This is a genomic window from Pseudomonas sp. S3_B11 (assembly GCF_054667715.1).
Window position 1 is genome coordinate 5395971 of the sequence record NZ_CP162749.1, and the last position, 19223, is coordinate 5415193.

At 61.2% G+C, this 19223-nt stretch carries 18 protein-coding genes and 1 pseudogene; 12 read left to right on the forward strand and 7 right to left on the reverse strand.

Features of this window, described 5'->3' with window-relative positions; translation table 11 throughout:
- The first annotated feature begins 260 nt into the window (after positions 1–260).
- On the forward strand, positions 261–2063 hold the full coding sequence (locus AB4O22_RS24190; protein ID WP_460097324.1) for an acyl-CoA dehydrogenase: 1803 nt from the start codon (positions 261–263) through the stop codon (positions 2061–2063).
- A 200-nt stretch (positions 2064–2263) separates the two neighbouring features.
- Here AB4O22_RS24190 and AB4O22_RS24195 read toward each other — a convergent pair whose 3' ends face one another.
- Positions 2264–2566 (reverse strand): cell division protein ZapA, encoded by a 303-nt coding sequence (locus AB4O22_RS24195; RefSeq protein WP_460097325.1) that lies wholly within the window; start codon positions 2564–2566, stop codon positions 2264–2266.
- Entirely contained in the window at positions 2563–2793 is a 231-nt protein-coding gene (locus AB4O22_RS24200; RefSeq protein ID WP_003197071.1) for a hypothetical protein, read from the reverse strand. Before AB4O22_RS24200 ends, AB4O22_RS24195 begins: the two co-directional genes overlap by 4 nt.
- 273 nt (positions 2794–3066) lie before the next feature.
- On the opposite strand from AB4O22_RS24200, the pseudogene AB4O22_RS24205 reads away from it, so the two are divergent.
- The 6 genes and pseudogenes from AB4O22_RS24205 to AB4O22_RS24230 all read left to right on the forward strand — a co-directional run.
- A pseudogene (locus AB4O22_RS24205) lies at positions 3067–3774 on the forward strand (MCP four helix bundle domain-containing protein); the annotation flags it as partial.
- Between the two features lie 198 nt (positions 3775–3972).
- The gene (locus AB4O22_RS24210) at positions 3973–4677 is read left to right on the forward strand and encodes a methyl-accepting chemotaxis protein (RefSeq protein ID WP_371856175.1); all 705 of its coding nucleotides are present in this window, start codon (positions 3973–3975) and stop codon (positions 4675–4677) included.
- A 234-nt stretch (positions 4678–4911) separates the two neighbouring features.
- On the forward strand, positions 4912–6654 hold the full coding sequence (locus tag AB4O22_RS24215) for a potassium/proton antiporter (RefSeq protein WP_013692106.1): 1743 nt from the start codon (positions 4912–4914) through the stop codon (positions 6652–6654).
- Between the two features lie 34 nt (positions 6655–6688).
- The gene (gene mscK / locus AB4O22_RS24220) at positions 6689–10051 is read left to right on the forward strand and encodes a mechanosensitive channel MscK (RefSeq protein WP_460097326.1); all 3363 of its coding nucleotides are present in this window, start codon (positions 6689–6691) and stop codon (positions 10049–10051) included.
- 36 nt (positions 10052–10087) lie between these two features.
- Positions 10088–11551: a protein adenylyltransferase SelO gene (gene selO / locus AB4O22_RS24225; RefSeq protein WP_460097327.1), complete on the forward strand. Its 1464-nt coding sequence runs from the start codon at positions 10088–10090 to the stop codon at positions 11549–11551.
- Between the two features lie 560 nt (positions 11552–12111).
- A complete protein-coding gene (locus AB4O22_RS24230; protein ID WP_460097329.1) occupies positions 12112–12462 on the forward strand; it encodes a DUF6124 family protein in 351 nt (116 codons plus the stop codon).
- Positions 12463–12524: 62 nt separating this feature from the next.
- Here AB4O22_RS24230 and AB4O22_RS24235 read toward each other — a convergent pair whose 3' ends face one another.
- From AB4O22_RS24235 to AB4O22_RS24250, 4 genes are all read right to left on the reverse strand, one after another.
- Entirely contained in the window at positions 12525–12926 is a 402-nt protein-coding gene (locus AB4O22_RS24235; RefSeq protein WP_003197061.1) for a helix-turn-helix domain-containing protein, read from the reverse strand.
- The gene (locus AB4O22_RS24240; RefSeq protein ID WP_003197059.1) at positions 12923–13219 is read right to left on the reverse strand and encodes a type II toxin-antitoxin system HigB family toxin; all 297 of its coding nucleotides are present in this window, start codon (positions 13217–13219) and stop codon (positions 12923–12925) included. The genes AB4O22_RS24235 and AB4O22_RS24240 overlap by 4 nt, the downstream gene beginning before the upstream one ends.
- A 165-nt stretch (positions 13220–13384) precedes the next feature.
- A complete protein-coding gene (locus AB4O22_RS24245) occupies positions 13385–13663 on the reverse strand; it encodes a hypothetical protein (protein WP_013692104.1) in 279 nt (92 codons plus the stop codon).
- A gap of 251 nt (positions 13664–13914) precedes the next feature.
- Entirely contained in the window at positions 13915–14820 is a 906-nt protein-coding gene (locus tag AB4O22_RS24250; protein ID WP_193384111.1) for a LysR family transcriptional regulator, read from the reverse strand.
- Positions 14821–15026: 206 nt separating this feature from the next.
- Here AB4O22_RS24250 and ycaC point away from each other — a divergent pair, with 206 nt between their 5' ends.
- Both ycaC and trxC read left to right on the forward strand, forming a co-directional pair.
- Positions 15027–15653 carry an isochorismate family cysteine hydrolase YcaC gene (gene ycaC, locus AB4O22_RS24255; protein WP_003197053.1) on the forward strand — a complete coding sequence of 209 codons (627 nt, stop codon included), beginning with the start codon at positions 15027–15029 and terminating at the stop codon, positions 15651–15653.
- Between the two features lie 201 nt (positions 15654–15854).
- Positions 15855–16277, forward strand: a complete 423-nt coding sequence (trxC, locus tag AB4O22_RS24260; protein ID WP_223471018.1) for a thioredoxin TrxC — start codon at positions 15855–15857, stop codon at positions 16275–16277.
- 71 nt (positions 16278–16348) lie between these two features.
- On the opposite strand, the gene AB4O22_RS24265 is transcribed toward trxC, so the two are convergent.
- Positions 16349–17119 carry a ParA family protein gene (locus tag AB4O22_RS24265; RefSeq protein ID WP_003197050.1) on the reverse strand — a complete coding sequence of 257 codons (771 nt, stop codon included), beginning with the start codon at positions 17117–17119 and terminating at the stop codon, positions 16349–16351.
- A 355-nt stretch (positions 17120–17474) separates the two neighbouring features.
- On the opposite strand from AB4O22_RS24265, the gene AB4O22_RS24270 reads away from it, so the two are divergent.
- From AB4O22_RS24270 to AB4O22_RS24280, 3 genes are read left to right on the forward strand one after another with little or no spacing between them, the layout of a single operon-like run.
- Entirely contained in the window at positions 17475–18200 is a 726-nt protein-coding gene (locus AB4O22_RS24270) for a beta-ketoacyl synthase chain length factor (protein WP_027911932.1), read from the forward strand.
- The gene (locus AB4O22_RS24275) at positions 18176–18985 is read left to right on the forward strand and encodes a lysophospholipid acyltransferase family protein (RefSeq protein ID WP_460097330.1); all 810 of its coding nucleotides are present in this window, start codon (positions 18176–18178) and stop codon (positions 18983–18985) included. Before AB4O22_RS24270 ends, AB4O22_RS24275 begins: the two co-directional genes overlap by 25 nt.
- Positions 18966–19223 (forward strand): phosphopantetheine-binding protein, encoded by a 258-nt coding sequence (locus AB4O22_RS24280; protein WP_014336216.1) that lies wholly within the window; start codon positions 18966–18968, stop codon positions 19221–19223. The genes AB4O22_RS24275 and AB4O22_RS24280 overlap by 20 nt, the downstream gene beginning before the upstream one ends.

Consider the following 19223-nt stretch of genomic DNA (forward strand, 5'->3'; position numbering starts at 1 on the left):
AAACCAGGCACCTGCAATGGGTGCCTGGTAGTAGAAAGTCCCTGTGGGAGCGAGCTTTGTGGGAGCAAGGCTTGCTCGCGATCCAGGCGCTGCGGCCCTCAAGAGACCGCGGCGTTTTCATCGCGGGCAAGCCTTGCTCCCACAAAGCCCCACATTGGGATTAGTGTCGCCCGCACCTCTGCATCACTGTCATCAATCATCCTGTTCAGCCTTTATCAGCACGCCTAGACTCGGCCCATCCCAAAAAAAGGTAAGCCGCCATGTCCGAGACGCTGCTCAGTTCCCGCAATCTGGCTTTCGAGCTGTATGAAGTCCTCGATGCCGAGGGCCTGACTCAGCGCGAGCGGTTTGCCGAGCACAATCGCGAAACCTTCGACGCCGCCATCGGTACGGCCCGCAGCATCGCCGAGAAATTTTTCGCGCCGCACAACCGCAAGAACGATGAAAACGAACCGCGCTACGAGAACGGCGAGGCGATTCTGATTCCCGAGGTAAAACCGGCGGTGGATGCCTTCCTCGAGGCGGGTTTTCTCAACGCGGCACGCAGCTTCGAGGCGGGCGGCATGCAACTGCCGACGTTGCTGTCCCAGGCCTGCTTCGCGCATTTCCAATCGGCCAACGCCGCCTCGACCTCTTATCCGTTCCTGACCATGGGCGCGGCGAACCTGATCGAAAGCTTCGGCAGCGAGGAGCAGAAGCAACGCTTCCTGCAACCGATGATCGACGGCCGTTTCTTCGGCACCATGGCCCTGACCGAGCCCCATGCAGGCTCTTCGCTGTCGGATATTCGTACGCGCGCGGAGCCTGCATCCGACGGCACCTATCGACTCAAGGGCAACAAGATCTTTATTTCCGGCGGCGATCATCCGTTGTCGGAAAACATCGTGCACATGGTCCTGGCGAAACTGCCGGACGCGCCGCCGGGCGTGAAGGGCATTTCGCTGTTTATCGCGCCCAAGTTCCTGGTCAACGACGACGGCAGTCTCGGCCAGCGTAACGACGTATTGTTGGCCGGGCTGTTCCACAAAATGGGCTGGCGCGGCACCACCTCCACCGCGCTGAACTTCGGCGACAACGGCGAATGTGTCGGTTACCTCGTAGGCAAACCGCACCACGGCCTTAGCTATATGTTCCAGATGATGAACGAGGCGCGGATCGGCGTCGGCATGGGTGCGGTGATGCTGGGTTACGCCGGCTACCTGTATTCCCTGGAATACGCCCGCGAACGCCCGCAGGGCCGGGTGCCCGACAGCAAGGACCCGACCACCACCCCCGTGGCGATCATCCAGCACGCCGACGTGCGCCGCATGCTGCTGACCCAGAAGGCCTACGTTGAAGGCTCGTTTGACCTGGGCCTGTACGCCGCGCGCTTGTTCGACGACACCACCACCCTGGAAAGCGAAGCCGAGCGTCGGCGCGCCCATGAGCTGCTGGATTTGCTGACCCCTATCGTCAAATCCTGGCCCTCGGAGTTCTGCCTGAAGGCCAACGAGCTGGCGATCCAGATTCTGGGGGGCCACGGCTACACCCGCGAATACCCGGTGGAGCAGTATTACCGCGACAACCGCCTGAACCCGATCCATGAAGGCACCCACGGCATCCAGTCCCTGGACCTGCTGGGGCGCAAACTGGCGCAGAACGGCGGTGCCGGGCTCAAGCAATTGATCCGCCTGGTGGCCGACACCACTGAACGCGCCCAGGCGCACGCATCACTGACACCGTTGCGCCAGCCGCTGGAAGCGCTGGTGGCGCGCCTGCAAACGGTTACCCTCGGCCTGCTGACGGACCTGGCCCAGGGCAAGGTCAACAGCAGCCTCGCCAACTCGGCGCTGTACCTGAAGGTGTTTGGGCACATGGTGATCGGCTGGCGCTGGCTGGAACAGGCGATTCGTGCCGAGGAAGGCCTGGCCAAGGGGAATACCGCAGATAGCGATTTCTATAAAGGCAAGCTGCAAGCGGCGCGCTACTTCCTGACCTGGGAAGTGCCGGGTTGTCATCATGAGCTGGCGATTCTTGAGGCGCGGGATGATACGTGCCTGGGGATGCGGGATGAGTGGTTCTGAGCCGGATCATGCAGCGGGGCTGAATCCCATCGCGAGCAGGCTCGCTCCCACAGGGGGTTCCAAGTGAACACGACATCTGCGTTCACCACCATCCACAAGCGGGCTTGCTCGCGAAGGCGGTGGATCAGGCAAATCAATTGCAACTGACATACCGCCTTCGCGAGCAAGCTCGCTCCCACAGTCAACCCTAACTGGCGGTTTCAGGCCTGCTGGATCGTCTTGGCAATCACATCGACCGTGGCGCTGACTTGCTCTTGGTAACGGTCGAGTTCCGCTTGATGTTGTTTCTGCATATCCATCTGCTGCGAACACAAGTTCATGGCCGCCAATACCAACAGGCGATCACCGATCAGCGTCGGGTATTTCCTTTTCGTGTCGGCCAGTGCGGCCTTGAGCATCGACGCGGCGTCCAGCAGGGCCTGTTCCTGCCCGGCCGGCGCCTTGATTGAATAGTCCTCTCCCAGGATCGAGATGACTGTCACCCCATCGGCGCCGTGCTTCATGCGCTGACAGGCCCGGCGCTGGCGCGCTCGATCAGGGCCTGGATGCGGGCGGCGGTGGTGCCGTGCAGTTCTTCCTGTTCCATCAGGCTCAGTTGCAGGCTTTCGTTTTCATCCTTGACCTTGGCAAGCTCCGCGCCCAGGGTTTCGTTCAGGCCGGTGAGGTGACGGTTCTGTTGCACCAGGTCATTGACCAGTTGCTCCAGCTGGCTGAGGGATGTTTCCAACATATTGATTTCCAGGCTTTTTCAAGGGGCGCGTACGATAAAGAAAAGTCACTGCCAATGCCACGCTTTACGGGCTGGCAGGGCTTTGCGGCGAGTTTTAGAGACTGCGAATGGGGAATCTGGTTCCGACCCTTCGTCGCACCGCCACCTTTGCTCTGTGACAAAAGCACGCATGTCACTCAAGACTTTAGTCGTATGACCGATAAGTCAGGGAACAGCAGTCACAGCCCCGCACGGACGCGTCTACTTCCGGTACTTTCCATGTCCCTACGTAATATGAACATCGCGCCTCGGGCATTCCTGGGGTTTGCCCTGATCGGCGCCCTGATGCTCGCCCTTGGGGTATTTGCCCTGACCCAGATGAGCACCATCCGCGCATCTGGCGAAAGCATCGCCCGCAACAGCGTGCCCAGCATCAAGGCCCTGGATGAGTTCACGCAGCTCACCCTGCGCCTGCGGGTGCTGTCCTATCGCTTGTTGACCAACCGCGAACCGGACATCCAGCAGAAAACCTACGATCTGTTCGAGCAGCGCAACCAGCAGATCCGCGCGGCCCAGGCTGCCTATGAAAAGCTGATCAGCGCCCCGGAAGAACGGGCCGCCTACGATCAATACGTGCAACTGCTGGGGCAATACCGTCAGCTTGAAGATCGGATGAAAACCCTGTCGCGCAACAATCAGATCGAAGATCTGCGGGCTCTGCTCAACACCGAGCTGTTGAGCAACTCCGAAGCCGTCAACGCGGTACTCGGCCGCCTGCTGGAGATCAATAACCAACAAGCCGACGCTTTCAATCGGGGTGCAGAGCAACAATATTCAAGAGCCTTCAATTGGGTTGTCACACTGCTGGTCATCGCCACCGGCCTGACCCTACTGTTCGCCTGGCTGCTGACCAACAGCATCACCAAGCCGATTGCCAACGCGCTGGATGCCGCCGAGGAAATCGCCAAGGGCAACCTGACCCGCCCGATTGTCGTCGATGGCAGCGACGAAGCCGGTCGCCTGCTGCGGGCGATGTCGACCATGCAGGAAAAACTGCGCGACACCTTGCAGCGGATCTCAGGGTCGGCCACACAGCTTGCGTCGGCGGCCGAAGAGCTCAATGCCGTCACCGACGAAAGTGCTCGTGGCCTGACCCAGCAGAACAACGAAATCGAGCAGGCCGCCACCGCGGTCAACGAAATGACCAGCGCCGTGGAAGAAGTCGCGCGCAATGCGGTGAGCACCTCCGAAGCCTCGAAAAACGCCACCACCTCCGCAGGCGATGGTCGCGATCTGGTACAGGAAACCGTCAGCGCCATCGAACGCATGAGCGCCGATGTGCAAAGCACTGCCGCCTTGATCGGCAACCTGGCCGATGAGTCCCGTGACATCGGCAAGGTGCTGGACGTGATCCGCGGCCTGGCCGACCAGACCAACCTGTTGGCGCTGAACGCCGCCATCGAAGCCGCCCGTGCCGGTGAGGCTGGTCGTGGTTTTGCCGTGGTCGCCGACGAAGTCCGCGCCCTGGCCCACCGCACCCAACAGTCGACCAGCGAGATCGAGCGCATGATCGGCAGCATTCAGAGTGGCACCGAACACGCTGTGGATTCGATGCGCAACAGCACCGAACGCGCGGAGTCGACGCTAAACATCGCCCGCGGTGCCGGCATGTCCCTGGACACGATCAACACCGCCATCGTCGAGATCAACGAACGCAACCTGGTGATCGCCAGTGCCGCCGAAGAACAGGCCCAGGTGGCCCGTGAAGTGGACCGTAACCTGGTGAACATCCGCGACCTGTCGGTGCAATCGGCCACCGGCGCCAACCAGACCAGCGCCGCCAGTGCCGAACTGTCGCGCCTGGCCGTGGATCTGAACAGCATGGTTGGGCGGTTCAGCCTTTAACCCCTGATGATCGTTCCCACGCTCCGCGTGGGAATGCAGCCGGGGACGCTCCGCGTTCCTAAAGCCGAACGCGAAGCGTCCGTTGAGGCATTCCCGCGCAGAGCGTGGGACCGATCAGCTCCCCTCCCTCCCAACCTTTTTTGACAGCATCACATTTCAACAGGTTAGAATCGCTGGCACGCAGACTGCATGGTCAGCCTGTGCCCGCCCTTCAGTTTTCCCGGAGTAACGCCTTTGACTGCGACGACCATCAACAGCCTGTTCTTGATCGGCGCGTTGCTGGTAGGTGCGAGCATTCTGGTGAGTTCTCTTTCGTCCCGCCTGGGCATCCCGATCCTGGTGATCATCCTGGCCGTGGGCATGGTGGCCGGTGTCGACGGCGCCGGTATTCTTTTCGACAACTACGCCACGGCCTACCTGGTCGGCAACCTCGCATTAGCGGTCATCCTGTTGGACGGTGGCTTGCGCACGCGGGTGTCGAGCTTTCGCGTCGCACTGTGGCCGGCGTTGTCGCTGGCCACCGTCGGTGTATTGATCACCACCGGGCTGACAGGCCTGGCGGCGGCGTGGCTGTTCAACCTGAACCTGATCCAGGGGCTGCTGATCGGCGCCATCGTCGGTTCCACCGATGCCGCGGCGGTGTTCTCGCTGCTGGGCGGCAAGGGCCTGAACGAACGGGTCAGCGCCACCCTCGAGATCGAGTCCGGCAGCAACGACCCCATGGCGGTGTTCCTGACCGTTACCCTGATCGGTATGCTCGCCAGCGGCGAAACCGGCCTGCATTGGAGCCTGCTGGGGCATCTGGTGCGCGAGTTTGGCATCGGCGCGGTGCTTGGCCTGGGCGGCGGCTGGCTGATGCTGCAACTGGTCAATCGCATCAACCTGGCCAACGGCCTGTACCCGATCCTGGTCATCAGCGGCGGCCTGGCGGTATTCGCCTTGACCAACGCCCTGCACGGCAGCGGCTTCCTGGCGGTGTATCTGTGCGGCCTGGTGATCGGCAACCGCCCGGTGCGCAGTCGCCACGGCATCCTGCATATGCTCGATGGCATGGCCTGGCTGGCACAGATCGGCATGTTCCTGGTGCTGGGGTTGCTGGTCACCCCCCACGACCTGCTGCCCATCGCCCTGCCCGCCCTGGGCCTGGCATTGTGGATGATTCTGTTTGCACGTCCGTTGTCGGTCGTGGTCGGCCTGCTGCCATTCAAGGCGTTCCACGGTCGCGAAAAAGCTTTTATCTCCTGGGTCGGCCTGCGCGGCGCGGTGCCGATCATCCTGGCGGTGTTCCCGTTGATGGCTGGCCTGCCCCACGCCCAGCTCTATTTCAACCTGGCGTTCTTTATCGTGCTGGTCTCGCTGTTGGTGCAGGGCACCAGCCTGCCGTGGGTCGCCAAGTTGCTGCACGTGACCGTCCCGCCCGAGCCGCTGCCGATTTCCCGGGCGGCGCTGGAAGTCCATGTCACCAGCGAGTGGGAGTTGTTCATCTATCGCCTGGGCGCGGAAAAATGGTGCATCGGCTCGCCCCTGCGGGACCTGAAAATGCCGAACGGCACGCGCATCGCCGCCCTGTTCCGTGGCCAGCAATTGCTCCATCCGTCGGGTAGTACCGTGCTGGAAGTCGGTGATTTACTGTGTGTTATCGGCCATGAACACGACTTGCCGGCCCTGGGAAAACTGTTCAGCCAGGCGCCGCAACGGGGCCTGGATCTGCGTTTCTTCGGCGACTTCGTACTCGAAGGAGACGCCCAGCTGGCTGCGGTTGCGGCGCTGTACGGACTGAAACTGGACGGCATCGATCCCGACATGTCCCTGGGCCGCTTCATCGCCCAGAAAGTCGGCGGTGCGCCGGTAGTCGGCGACCAGGTGGATTGGAACAACACCCTGTGGACCGTCGCGGTCATGGACGGGAACAAGATCGCCAAAGTGGGCGTCAGATTCCCCGAAGGAAGTCGCCCGGGTCCCGGCTTGTTCCTCTAAACTGCTCCCACTCTCACTTGCTCGACCGGTCTTTATGCCTACCCTGCGCTCCTTTTTCGCCATCGCCCTGCTGGGCCTGAGTCTCTCCGTCTGCACACTGCAAGCCGCTGACCTTCCCGCCAGCGCTTCAGTGCAGTCCAGCCTGGACAAAATCGCCGACCGCAAACTGCCGGAAGCCGAGCAGAAAGCCCTGCAGGCGATCTTGCAGAACACGCTGACCCAGCTCAGCAACAAGGCCGACTACGAACAGAAGCTGCAGGCGCTCAAACAGCAACTGGCCACTGCGCCCAAGCAGAACATCGAGAACCAGCGCGAACTGGCGCGGCTCAAGGGCACCACGGTGGTGCCGGTGGCGCAACGCTACGCCAACCTGCCGATTCCCCAGCTCGAGCAAATGCTCACGGATCGCTCCACCCAGCAGGGTGACCTGCAAAAAGCCCTGGCCGACGCCAACAGCCTGGTCATCACCGCCCAGACCCGCCCCGAGCGGGCCCAGGCGGAGATTTCCAACAGCCAGAGCCGCATCCAACAGATCAACGCCACCCTCAAGGCGGGCAGGGACGCTGGCAAAACCCTGAGCGCCGAGCAGCGCGACCAGCTCAACGCCGAGCTGGCGGCGCTCAATGCGCTGATTCCACTGCGGCGCCAGGAGCTGGCCGGCAACAGCCAACTGCAGGACTTGGGCAACAGTCAGCACGACTTGTTGATGGAAAAAATCGCCCGCATGGAACAGGAAATCCAGGACCTGCAAAACCTGATCAACCAAAAGCGCCTGGCCCAGTCCCAGGAGACGGTGACCCAGCAATCCATCGAAGCCCAGAAGGCCGGTGGCAGCAGCCTGCTGGCGACCGAAAGCGCGGCCAACCTGAAGCTCTCCGACTACCTGCTCAAGAGCACCGACCGCCTCAACGAGGTCACCCAGCAGAACCTGCAGACCAAGCAACTGCTGGACAGCGTCACCCAGACCGACGCCGCCCTGGACGAGCAGATCAGCGTGCTCAAGGGCAGCCTGCTGCTCTCCAAGATTCTCTATAAGCAACGCCAGACCCTGCCGCGCCTGAAGATGGACCAGAACCTGGCCGACCAGATCGCCGACATCCGCCTGTACCAGTTCGAAGTCAGCCAACAGCGCGAGCTGCTGAACAATCCCAGCGCCTATGTCGACAGCCTGCTGGCCTCCCAGCCGTCGGAACAAGCCACACCGCAACTGCGCAAGACCTTGCTGGAACTGGCACTGACCCGCGTCGACCTGCTGGAACGCCTGAATCGCGAATTGAGCGCAGTGCTCAACGAATCCATCACCTTGCAACTCAACCAGAAACAACTGCTCAGCACCGCCCAGAACCTGCGGGCGACCCTTGAAGAGCAGATGTTCTGGATCCCCAGCAACAAACCGCTGGATTTCGACTGGATGCGCGGCGTGCCGCTGCGCCTGGAGAAACAGGTCGACTCACTGCCCTGGGCCTCGAGCCTCAGTGAACTGGCCGATGGCCTGACCCAACGGCCGTTGCTGTTCCTGCCCCTGGCACTGCTGATCGGCGCGCTACTGTGGCGGCGCAAGAGTCTCTATGCTCGACTGAACAAGGTTCACCAGGACGTTGGCCACTTCAAGCGCGACAGCCAGTGGCACACGCCCCAGGCGATCCTGATCAATATCCTCCTGGCGATGCCGTTGGCGTTGGCGCTGGCCCTGTGCGGCTACGCCCTGCAGATCGACGCTCGTGGCCAGAACGCCAACCTCGGCGCGGCGCTGCTGCAGATCGGCCAAGCCTGGCTGGTGTTCTACACGGCCTATCGAGTGCTGGCCCCCGGCGGCGTGGCCGAATTGCATTTCCGCTGGGAGAAACCCCAGGTCGAATTCCTCCAGGGCTGGATCCGCCGCCTCGGGCTGGTGGTGCTGGCGCTGGTGGCCGTGGTAGCCGTGGCCGAACTGCAACCCTCGGCCCTGGCCGACGACGTGCTGGGCATGCCAGTGGTGCTGACCTGCTACGCGTTGATGGCGTGGCTGCTCAGCCGTCTGCTGCTGAGCAGCCCGACGCACAAGAACACTTCGCTGTTCCGCAAGGCGGTCGGGGTGCTGTTCACCGCGCTGCCGATCGCGCTGTTCGTCGCGGTGTGCTTCGGCTACTACTACACCGCGCTGAAGCTCAGCGACCGGTTGATCAACACCCTGTACCTGCTGATGTTCTGGCTGGTGATCGAAGCCACCTTCGTCCGCGGCCTGTCGGTCGCGGCGCGGCGCCTGGCCTACCAGCGTGCCCTGGCCAAGCGCCAGGCCGCCAAGGAGGCCGGCGACGGCGAAGCGGTGGTCGAGGAACCGACCCTGGACATCGAAAAGGTCAACGAGCAGTCCCTGCGCCTGATTCGCCTGGCGCTGCTGGGCGGTTTCATCGCCGCGCTGTACTGGGTCTGGTCGGACCTGATCAGCGTGTTCTCGTACCTGGACAACATCACCCTCTACGAATACACCAGCGGCACTGGCGCGAACATGAGCATGGTGCCCATCAGCATCGGTGACATGCTCGGGGCGCTGATCATCATCGGCATCACCTTCGCCCTGGCGCGCAACCTGCCGGGCCTGCTGGAAGTGTTCGTGCTGTCGAAACTGAACCTGGCCCAGGGCAGTGCCTATGCCACCACCACGCTGCTGTCCTATGTGATCGCCGGCGTCGGTTTCGTCACCACCCTGTCCACCCTGGGCGTGAGCTGGGACAAACTGCAATGGCTGGTGGCCGCGCTGTCGGTGGGCCTGGGCTTCGGCATGCAGGAGATCTTCGCCAACTTCATCTCCGGCATCATGATCCTGTTCGAGCGTCCGGTGCGCATCGGCGACACCATCACCATCGGCAACCTGTCGGGCACGGTCAGCAAGATCCGCATTCGGGCGACCACCATCACCGACTTCGACCGCAAGGACATCATCGTCCCGAACAAGACCTTCATCACCGGGCAACTGATCAACTGGTCGCTGACCGACACCGTCACCCGGGTAACCCTGAAACTGGGCGTGGACTACGGTTCGGACCTGGACCGGGTGCGCGAATTGCTGCTCAAGGCCGCCCGCGAGAACCCACGTGTGCTGAAGGAACCGGAACCGATCGTGTACTTCCTCAACTTCGGTGAAAGCACCCTGGACCATGAGCTGCGCATGCACGTGCGCGACCTCGGCGACCGCAACCCGGTACTGGACGAGATCAACCGGTTCATCAACCGTGAGTTCAAGAAGGAGCACATCAACATCTCCTTCCGGCAGATGGAAATCTATCTGAAGAATCTGCAAGGCCAGGAATACAAACTGGTGCCCGCCGAGCCTGATAAGAAGACCCTCACGCCCGTGCCCTCGACCGTAGCCAACATCAAACCGGTGCCCGAGCCGCCGCAAGACACACTCGACTGATGCGCGCTGCCTGAAGGCGGCGCGCCGGAGACGGCCATGAAAACGCTGGAAACCTTGACCTTCGATAACCGCTTCGCCCGCCTGGGCGACGGTTTATCGACCCACGTGCTGCCCGAGCCCATCGACAATCCGCGACTGGTCGTCGCCAGCCCGGCGGCCATGGCGCTGCTGGACCTGGACCCGGTGGAAGCCGAGGCACCGCTGTTTGCCGAGATCTTTGGCGGCCACAAGCTCTGGGCCGAAACCGAGCCACGGGCGATGGTGTATTCGGGACATCAGTTCGGTCACTACAACCCGCAACTGGGCGATGGCCGGGGGCTGCTGCTGGACGAGGTGTACAACGAGGCCGGCGAACACTGGGACCTGCACCTCAAGGGCGCCGGCCAGACGCCGTTCTCACGGATGGGCGACGGGCGCGCGGTGCTGCGCTCCTCAATTCGCGAGTTCCTCGCCTCCGAAGCCCTGCACGCCCTGGGCATCCCCACCACCCGCGCCTTGTGCGTGATCGGCTCCGACACCCCGGTGTGGCGCGAAAAGCAGGAGCGCGCCGCCATGGTGCTGCGCCTGGCACCCAGCCACATACGCTTCGGGCATTTCGAATACTTCTACTACACCAAGAAACCCGAGCTGCATGCGACCCTCGCCGAGCACGTGTTGAACCTGCACTTTGCCGAGTGCCGTGAACAACCGGAGCCGTACCTGGCGATGTTCCGCGAGATCGTCGAGCGCAACGCCGAGCTGATTGCCAAATGGCAGGCCTACGGTTTCTGCCACGGCGTGATGAACACCGACAACATGTCGATCCTGGGCATCACCTTCGACTTCGGGCCATTCGCCTTCCTCGACGACTTCGACGCCAACTTCATCTGCAACCACTCCGATGACCAGGGCCGCTACTCGTTCAGCAACCAGGTGCCCATCGGCCAGTGGAACCTCAGCGCCCTGGCCCAGGCCTTGACGCCGCTCATCAGCGTCGAAGCCCTGCGTGAGACCCTTGGCCTGTACTTGCCGCTGTACCAGGCCCACTACCTGGACCTGATGCGCCGCCGCCTCGGCCTGACCAGCGCCGAGGAAGATGACCAGAAACTGCTGGAACGCCTGCTGCAACTGATGCAGAACAGCGGCGTCGACTACAGCCTGTTCTTCCGCCGGCTGGGCGACCAGGCGCCCGAACAAGCCGTCGCCAGCCTGCGCGATGACTTCGTCGACCTCAAGGGATTCGATGCCTGGGGCGAGCTGTATATCGCCCGCGTCAACCGCGAGGGCGCTATCGATCAAGACCAGCGCCGCGCCCGCATGCACGCGGTGAACCCGCTGTATGTGCTGCGCAACTACCTGGCGCAGAAAGCCATCGACGCTGCCGAATCCGGCGACTACGAAGAAGTCCGCCGCCTGCACACGGTGCTGAGCAAGCCGTTCGAGGAACAACCCGGCATGGACAGCTATGCGCAACGTCCGCCGGAGTGGGGCAAGCATCTGGAAATCAGTTGCTCGTCGTAACCCTCCCTCGCCAAAGGTTCAGGGTTGTCTGAACGACAGTCATCGCGAGCAAGCTCGCTCCCACATTGGGAACCGTGTTATCGCGATATTTGCGACAACAACCAACCCCTGTGGCAGCGAGCTTGCTCGCGATGGCGATCTTCAATTCACCACAGACTTCTCAGTCCAGCACTTGCACATGAAGCCAATCCACTCCCCGTGACGATCACCACGTTTATTTCGATGTAGGACCATTCAGGAGCAGGCTACGCCGCCTTGCGCCATTGCCTACAACTACGCCAGAATCCGCCGGCTTGTGCGCCTTGGGGTCGGGCTTTATCGTTTCCCCGTCGCTGAAAATCAGCGATCGGGTTTAGCGATCCGACTCAACACAGACGCAACAATGCCCAGTCTCGATTGCAGTCCTTTACGTCTGCAACTCGCTTAATGGTGGCTGTGCGTGGGAGACCTTCTGGTCTACCCGGGGTTTCTGTGACCCGGATCGCTAACCTGCGTACAGCCGCCACCTTTACTTGTTTAGCGATAGGTCGTGGTGGCTCAACCAATCACGGAGATTCACCATGTTCAAAGCAACCCCCAACCCGCCAGATACCGATCCAGGCCACCCAAACTCAAAAGAATTCGACGAAACGGCTAACCGCGTCCTCGACTACTACCTCAACCCAAAACCCAGCAAACCCGAGGCTGATCCAAGCCAACTGTTCACCGTCGTCAATGGCGTCGACACCGAAACCTTGCTCGCCAATCTCAGCGAAAACCTGGCTTCGGCCAACGCCATGATCAGTGACCTGGCATTCGATCTGAAAGGCTCCAGGCGGCACGTTGCCATGGGCGTTCAGCAGTTGATCGAACTGAGCAACTTATTGGCGAACCGGGTACTGGACAATGTCGAGCCCCGCCAGCCGACATAGCGCCTCCCCCTGTGGCGCGGGAGCAAGCTCCCTCGCCGCAGTTAGTGCGCCGCGCCAAGCCATCAAATAAAGGTCTCAACCGATACGCCGAAGCGCTCCGCCAACCAGCGGATCTGCCTTAAATTGAGCTGGCGCTTGCCGCTCAATATCTCCGATACCACCGACTGGGCGCCTATGCCCGGCAAATCGCTCTGGCTCAAACCGTGTTCGCGCATCAGATAACGAAGCGCCTCAACACCAGTGGCCTTGGGCATCGGCCGGTGTTGATGATCCCAGGCCTCGATCCATTCACCGATGATGTCCACCAGGCTCATCAGCGGATGGGCTTCTTCTTCGCCAACCAACTCCAACAATTCATCGAGCGCTGCAACCAACCGGTCGTAATCCTCTTCGCTCCTGGGCTTACGCAGCAGGGGCGACACAAACTCCCAATGGGCGGCGACTTGTTCGATCAGTGCACTCATCCCTTTTCCTCCTTCCACTTGCCTCTGTCGTATTCCCGATGGTCAAGCACGCATTTGATATACAGACGCTGCGCTCGGTATCGAATCACCGCAATCAGCCGCAACTTGTTTCCACCGATGTCAAACACATGCAGCGGACCGACCTTATCGGTTGCCGGAAATATGGATTTCATCGCCGCGAAATCAGCCGGACTATTGCGCTTGATCAGCCGATACCATTGATCCAACGCATTCGCTGAATGTGGCCATTTATCCTTGGCCTCCCAAATGCGTTTCTCAGTGATCACATGCATGCAACGTCCTTATCGCATTTTGCTATGGGGAAGTTAAACACAAATCTGGCGCATCGCAAATTGCGATAGCGCCAGTTAGACAAATGGTTAGCTCTTGCTGGTTTCCAGCCTAATCGCCAAAAGCTTTAGGCCTCGGTAAGAAATGTGAGCAGATATGAGTCCTGCTCATCCAACCTTATCGTTCCCCTGCTCAGGCGTCTCGATCCCCGGCTCTGCCTCTTCAACCCCCTTCTCCTTGGGTTTGGCCGCTGGCTTTTCCTCGGGATAGCCGGGCATGCCGCGGGCGTCTTCAGGGGTCAGTTCGTCCCGGTCGTGGCGGCGATCGATGGCATAAGAAGGGGCGGCGTTGGGGTCTTCGTCGCGACCGGCGGTGCCGAGGACGAAGCCGTCGTCGTTGGGGTTGTCCACTGCCTGGGGAGTGGCTGGGTCTTGAGGATGGCTCATGGGACCTCCTGAGTCTGCAAACAGATACGTGGTGTCTTTTTGAGGCCGTGACACCTTTTCAGTGCGGCGCACCTGATGAATGGCAGCCTTGGATAACTTTGGCGAACCCCGGAAGGAAGGTCGGTGAACAGCCTGTGGGAGCTGAGCTTGCTCGCGATGAAGGCACCCTCGACCTACCGGAAGACCGCGTTATCGTTCATCGCGAGCAAGCTCAGCTCCCACAGAAGCACGCTCACTCAAGGGAGTCTGCCCTACGCCATATCACTCTGACTGAATTCCTCGGCCAGAAAATCAATCAGCGTACGCACCGACGGCAGCAACCCGCGTCGTGAAGCAAAGATCGCATGGACGATCCCGCACTTGGGTGTCCAGCCCGGCACCAGCTCCACCAGCCGGCCGGCCGCTATGTCTTCGCGGACCACCACGGTGGGCAGATGGGCAATGCCAATGCCGGCCAGCACGGCGTGACGCAGGGCGAGCAGGTCGTCGGTGACCATGCGCGGTTCATGGCGGATCAGCGCACGGGTGCCGTCCGGGCCGAACAATTCCCACTGGTATTCACGCTGCGCCGCGCCCCAATGCACGCTGGGCAAGCCGTTGAGGTCTGCCGGGGAAGCCGGTGAAGACAAGCGTTCCAGGTAAGCCGGACTGCCCACCAGGCACTGGGTACTGTTGCTCAGCACTTTCATGACCATGTCGGTGTTTTCCAGCGGCGGAAAGCGTACCCGCAAGGCGATATCGAACCCTTCATGGATCAGGTCCACCCGGCGGTTGGTGCTCTCGATGAACAACTCCACCCGCGGATACTTGAGCATATAGCGGGTCAGCATCGGCCCGACCCAACTGTTGAGCAGTGCCGTCGGGCAACTGATGCGCACCAGCCCTTGGGGCTCGGAGCGATTGCGCTCGATCACTTCCGCTGCACTCTCGGCTTCGACCCGCATCGCCAGGCAGCGCTGATAATAGGCCTGGCCGATCTCCGTCAATGTGCAGTGGCGGCTGGTGCGATGGAGCAAGCGTACCCCGAGCCGATCTTCCAACTGGGCGATACGCCGGCTGAGCTTGGACTTTGGCATGTCCAGCGCCCGGCCCGCAGCGGCGAACCCACGGTGCTCGACCACCTGGGTGAAGTAGTAAAGCGTGTTGAGGTCTTCGATGATCGTTCTCCAAATAGAACGCTAAGGCGGATTTTTGCAGTCTAGCGCATCAAAGGTGCCAGTTTTAATCTACACCCATCGAAACGCAACACGGGTTGAAGCCGGGGCGCTTCGACCGGATGAGTCACCGAACATCGCTACACCGACATTGAAAACCTTAACCACGCCGACACCTTCGGCAACCAAAACTTAATGAGGACTACGCCATGACCACTTCCTACAACCGTCTCGACAAAGATAACGCCGCCGTCCTGCTGGTGGACCATCAAGCCGGCCTGCTGTCCCTGGTGCGCGACATCGACCCGGACCGTTTCAAGAACAACGTGCTGGCCCTGGCCGATCTGGCGAAGTACTTCCAGCTGCCGACCATCCTCACCACCAGCTTCGAAACCGGCCCCAACGGCCCGTTGATGCCCGAGCTCAAGAGCCTGTTCCCGGACGCGCCGTACATCGCTCGCCCCGGCCAGATCAACGCCTGGGACAACGAAGATTTCGTCAAGGCCATCAAGGCCACCGGCAAGAAGCAACTGATCATCGCTGGTGTGGTTACTGAAGTCTGCGTGGCCTTCCCGGCACTGTCGGCCCTGGCCGAAGGTTTCGACGTGTTCGTGGTTACCGATGCGTCCGGCACGTTCAACGAACTGACCCGTCAATCGGCCTGGGACCGCATGTCGTCCTCGGGTGCTCAGTTGATGACCTGGTTCGGCCTGGCTTGTGAACTGCACCGCGACTGGCGCAACGACGTGGAAGGGCTGGCGACCTTGTTCTCCAACCACATCCCGGACTACCGCAACCTGATGACCAGCTACAACACGCTGACCAACGCCAAATAACAGCCACACCGATTTACCCCTGTGGGAGCGAGCTTGCTCCGGGCGGCGATCCGACGATAGCGGTCTGACAGTCGATGCAATTGACTGATACACCGCCATCGTCGGATCGCCGCCCGGAGCAAGCTCGCTCCCACAGGGGTTTTTGTGGTGGTTTCTATATAGTGTTCAATCTGTGCAAATGATTTTCTGGAGACTGACCTGATGCTGATCCCCTGCCCCCATTGCAACGGGCTCAATCGCATACCCGCCGAACGCCTGGGCGACCAGCCCAAGTGCGGGCGCTGCAAGGCCCAGGTGTTATTGAACAAGCCTTTCGAACTCAAGCAAGGCGACTACGCCAGCCAGATCAAAGGCGACCTGCCATTGCTGGTGGATGTATGGGCCGATTGGTGTGGGCCGTGCAAGTCCTTCGCGCCCGTGTTCGAACAAGCCACTGCGCAGCTGGCGGGCAAATGCCGCTTGGCCAAGCTCGACAGCGAGGCCAACCAGCAATTATCGGCGCAGTTGGGAATCCGCTCGATTCCCAGCCTGATCCTGTTCAAGGACGGCCGGGAAGTGGCACGCCAGAGTGGGGCGTTGCCGTTGCCGCAGTTGATGGCTTGGCTGCGCAGCCAGGGGATTTGAATCAAGTCGCTCATGCGGGAGCGGGCTTTGCTCCCACACAGTTGCTCCCACATTGGTTTACACAGGCCAGATCAGGCGCTTTCCAGCAGGCTATGCAGCTCCATGAACTGCAAGGTCAGCTTGTGCCGTGGGTCGAGGTGGATCAGCGGCAGGCTGGCCTGGTGGGATTCGCGCATGCGCACCGAACTGCTCAGGTACACCGGCAATACCGGCAGCCCTTCGGCGATCAGTTCGTCGAGAATCTGCTGCGGCAGGCTGGCCCGGGCCTGGAACTGGTTGACCACGATGCCTTCGACTTCCAGGCCTTCGTTATGGTCGTCCTTGAGCTCTTCGATTTCCGCCAGCAGGCCATACAGCGCCTGTCTGGAGAAGCTGTCGCAGTCGAAGGGGATCAGTACCCGATCGGCGGCGATCAATGCTGAAACCGCATAGAAATTCAGTGCGGGAGGGGTGTCCAGGTAAATCCGGTCGTAATCTTCCTCCAGCTCTTCAAGCAGTTTGCGCAGCTTGTTGATCTTGTGCTTGGCCTCAAGCTTGGGCTGCAGATCCGTCAGCTCCGCCGTGGCGGTGATCACGTGCAGGTTGTCGAACGGCGTTTCGTAGATATCCACCTTGTTCTTTTTCGAGAACGGCCCGGACGACAGGGTTTGCTTGAAGAAGTCGGCAATGCCCATGGGAATGTCATCGCCGGTCAAACCAGTCAGGTATTGAGTGGAGTTGGCCTGGGCATCCAGGTCCACCAACAGCGTGCGATAGCCTTCGCTGGCGCTCACTGCCGCCAGATTGCAGGCGATACTGGATTTGCCCACGCCACCTTTCTGATTGAACACCACACGCCGCATGTCAAAACCTCCGTGTATCAAAGATTCCCGAGTGTAGTAGGCGACGACACCGCTTAGCTACCTTCTGCGTAGAAGGACTACAAGCAACAGTGGCTTTTCCAACGATTCAGGCGTCAATTCGACCAGACCGTGACAGAAACAACCGACAGACAGGCTCATGACGATCGCGACAATGGTCCAAGCCTGGCCTTGATCGGACCAACTCGTACATTTCGTTGGGCAAAATGTAACCAATATTTGCTACAAGCCAGTCGCACCGGGATAATGCGCGCCACTTGGGTCTCAAGACCATGCAGGGATGGACGCGGGTCAAGCCACTGAACCGTGACAATAAAAGCCCGCAGGGGTGGGATGAATTTTTGTGATCAATTTCAATATCGCCCAATGGCGCGCATGGGCCCCTGGGCTCGAAAGCGTGGACGATTGGCAGGCATGGAGCCGACAGCCGGTCGTATTGCCGGCCAGCGATGCCGCCCCTGACGTTTCGTTCCTGCCGGCCATGCAGCGCCGGCGCCTCAGCCGCCTGGCGCGGATGGCCTTCAGTGTTGGCTGGCCGCTGGCCGAGGGCCGGCCGGACCTACCGTTGGTCTTTATTTCCCGCCACGGCGAAACCCCGCGCACTTTTGAGATTCTCAAGGACCTGGCAGCCGACCAGCCTTTGTCGCCGACCCAATTCAGTCTGTCGGTGCACAACGCGGTGATTGGCCTGTGGTCGATCATGCGCGGCGAAACCAGCGAAATGACCGCCCTGGCCGCCACTGGCGACGGCCTGGAACACGGCGTGCTGGAGGCCGTCGCGCTGTTGAACGAAGGATCGCCTGCGGTGCTGCTGGTGATCACCGAAGAACAACCTCCGCAAGTCTATGCACCGTGGGTCGATGACGTGCCGTTTCCCTATGCCATGGGCCTGCTGCTGACCCCGGGCGATGACTGGCAACTGGACCTGTGCGCGCAGGCCGGCCAATCACCGGGCAGCGACTGGCCCCATGCCCTGGATCTATTGCGTACGCTGCTGGACGACAAAACCACCTGCCAACATGCCTGGAAGAATCGTGTATGGACCTGGCAACGCAACCGGTGACGGGTAAACATCGCGACGCCTATTACTGGCGCCTGATCGCGACCGCCGCAAGCTTCGTCCTGTTCGGGCTGGGCGGGCTGTGCCTGCGTTTGCTGGTGTTCCCGCTGCTGGCCTGGTGGCCCGGCGATGCCCAGGCCCACCGCCTAAGGGCGCGCCGCACGGTCGGGCGGTTGTTCTGGTTCTTTATCCGGTTCATGGCCCGCACCGGCGTGCTCACCTATCAGATCGATGGCGCCGAACGACTCGGGCGCCCCGGGCAGATGATCATTGCCAACCACCCGTCGCTGATCGACGTGGTGTTCCTGATCGGGCTGGTGCGCGACGCCAACTGCGTGGTCAAGCAAAGCCTCTGGGACAACCCCTTTACCCGGGGCCCGCTGCATTCGACCCAATACATCAGCAACGACGGCAGCATGGACATGCTCGATGCCGCCAGCGACGCCCTGCAAGAGGGCCAGACGCTGATCGTCTTCCCCGAAGGGACGCGCACCCAGCCAGGCCAGGTGCCGGCCTTTCATCGGGGGGCGGCGGCCATCGCCCTGCGGGGTGCGAAAATCCTCACACCCGTCACGATCAAGGTCTGCCCCACGACACTGACCAAGGCTGAACCCTGGTATCGCATCCCTCAGCGCCGCGTGCACTTCAGTTTTCACGTCGGGGCCGATATAGACCCACAGGCGTTCGCCGCGCTCGGCCCGCCTCCCCAGGCTTCGCGCAGGCTCAACGATTTTTTGCATCACCATTACATCAAGGAGCTCGCCGAAGATGAGCGATCTGCACCGTGACATCAAACAGCTGATCATCGACGCCCTCGGCCTGGAAGACATCGGCATCGACGACATCGGCGACCACCAGACTCTGTTCGGCGAAGGCCTGGGCCTGGACTCGGTGGATGCCCTGGAACTAGGCCTGGCGATCCAGAAGGAGTACGGCATCAAGATAGACGCCGACGCCAAGGACACCCGTAACCATTTCAGCAATGTGGCAAGCCTTGCGGCCTTCGTCACTGCAAAACGCCCCTGA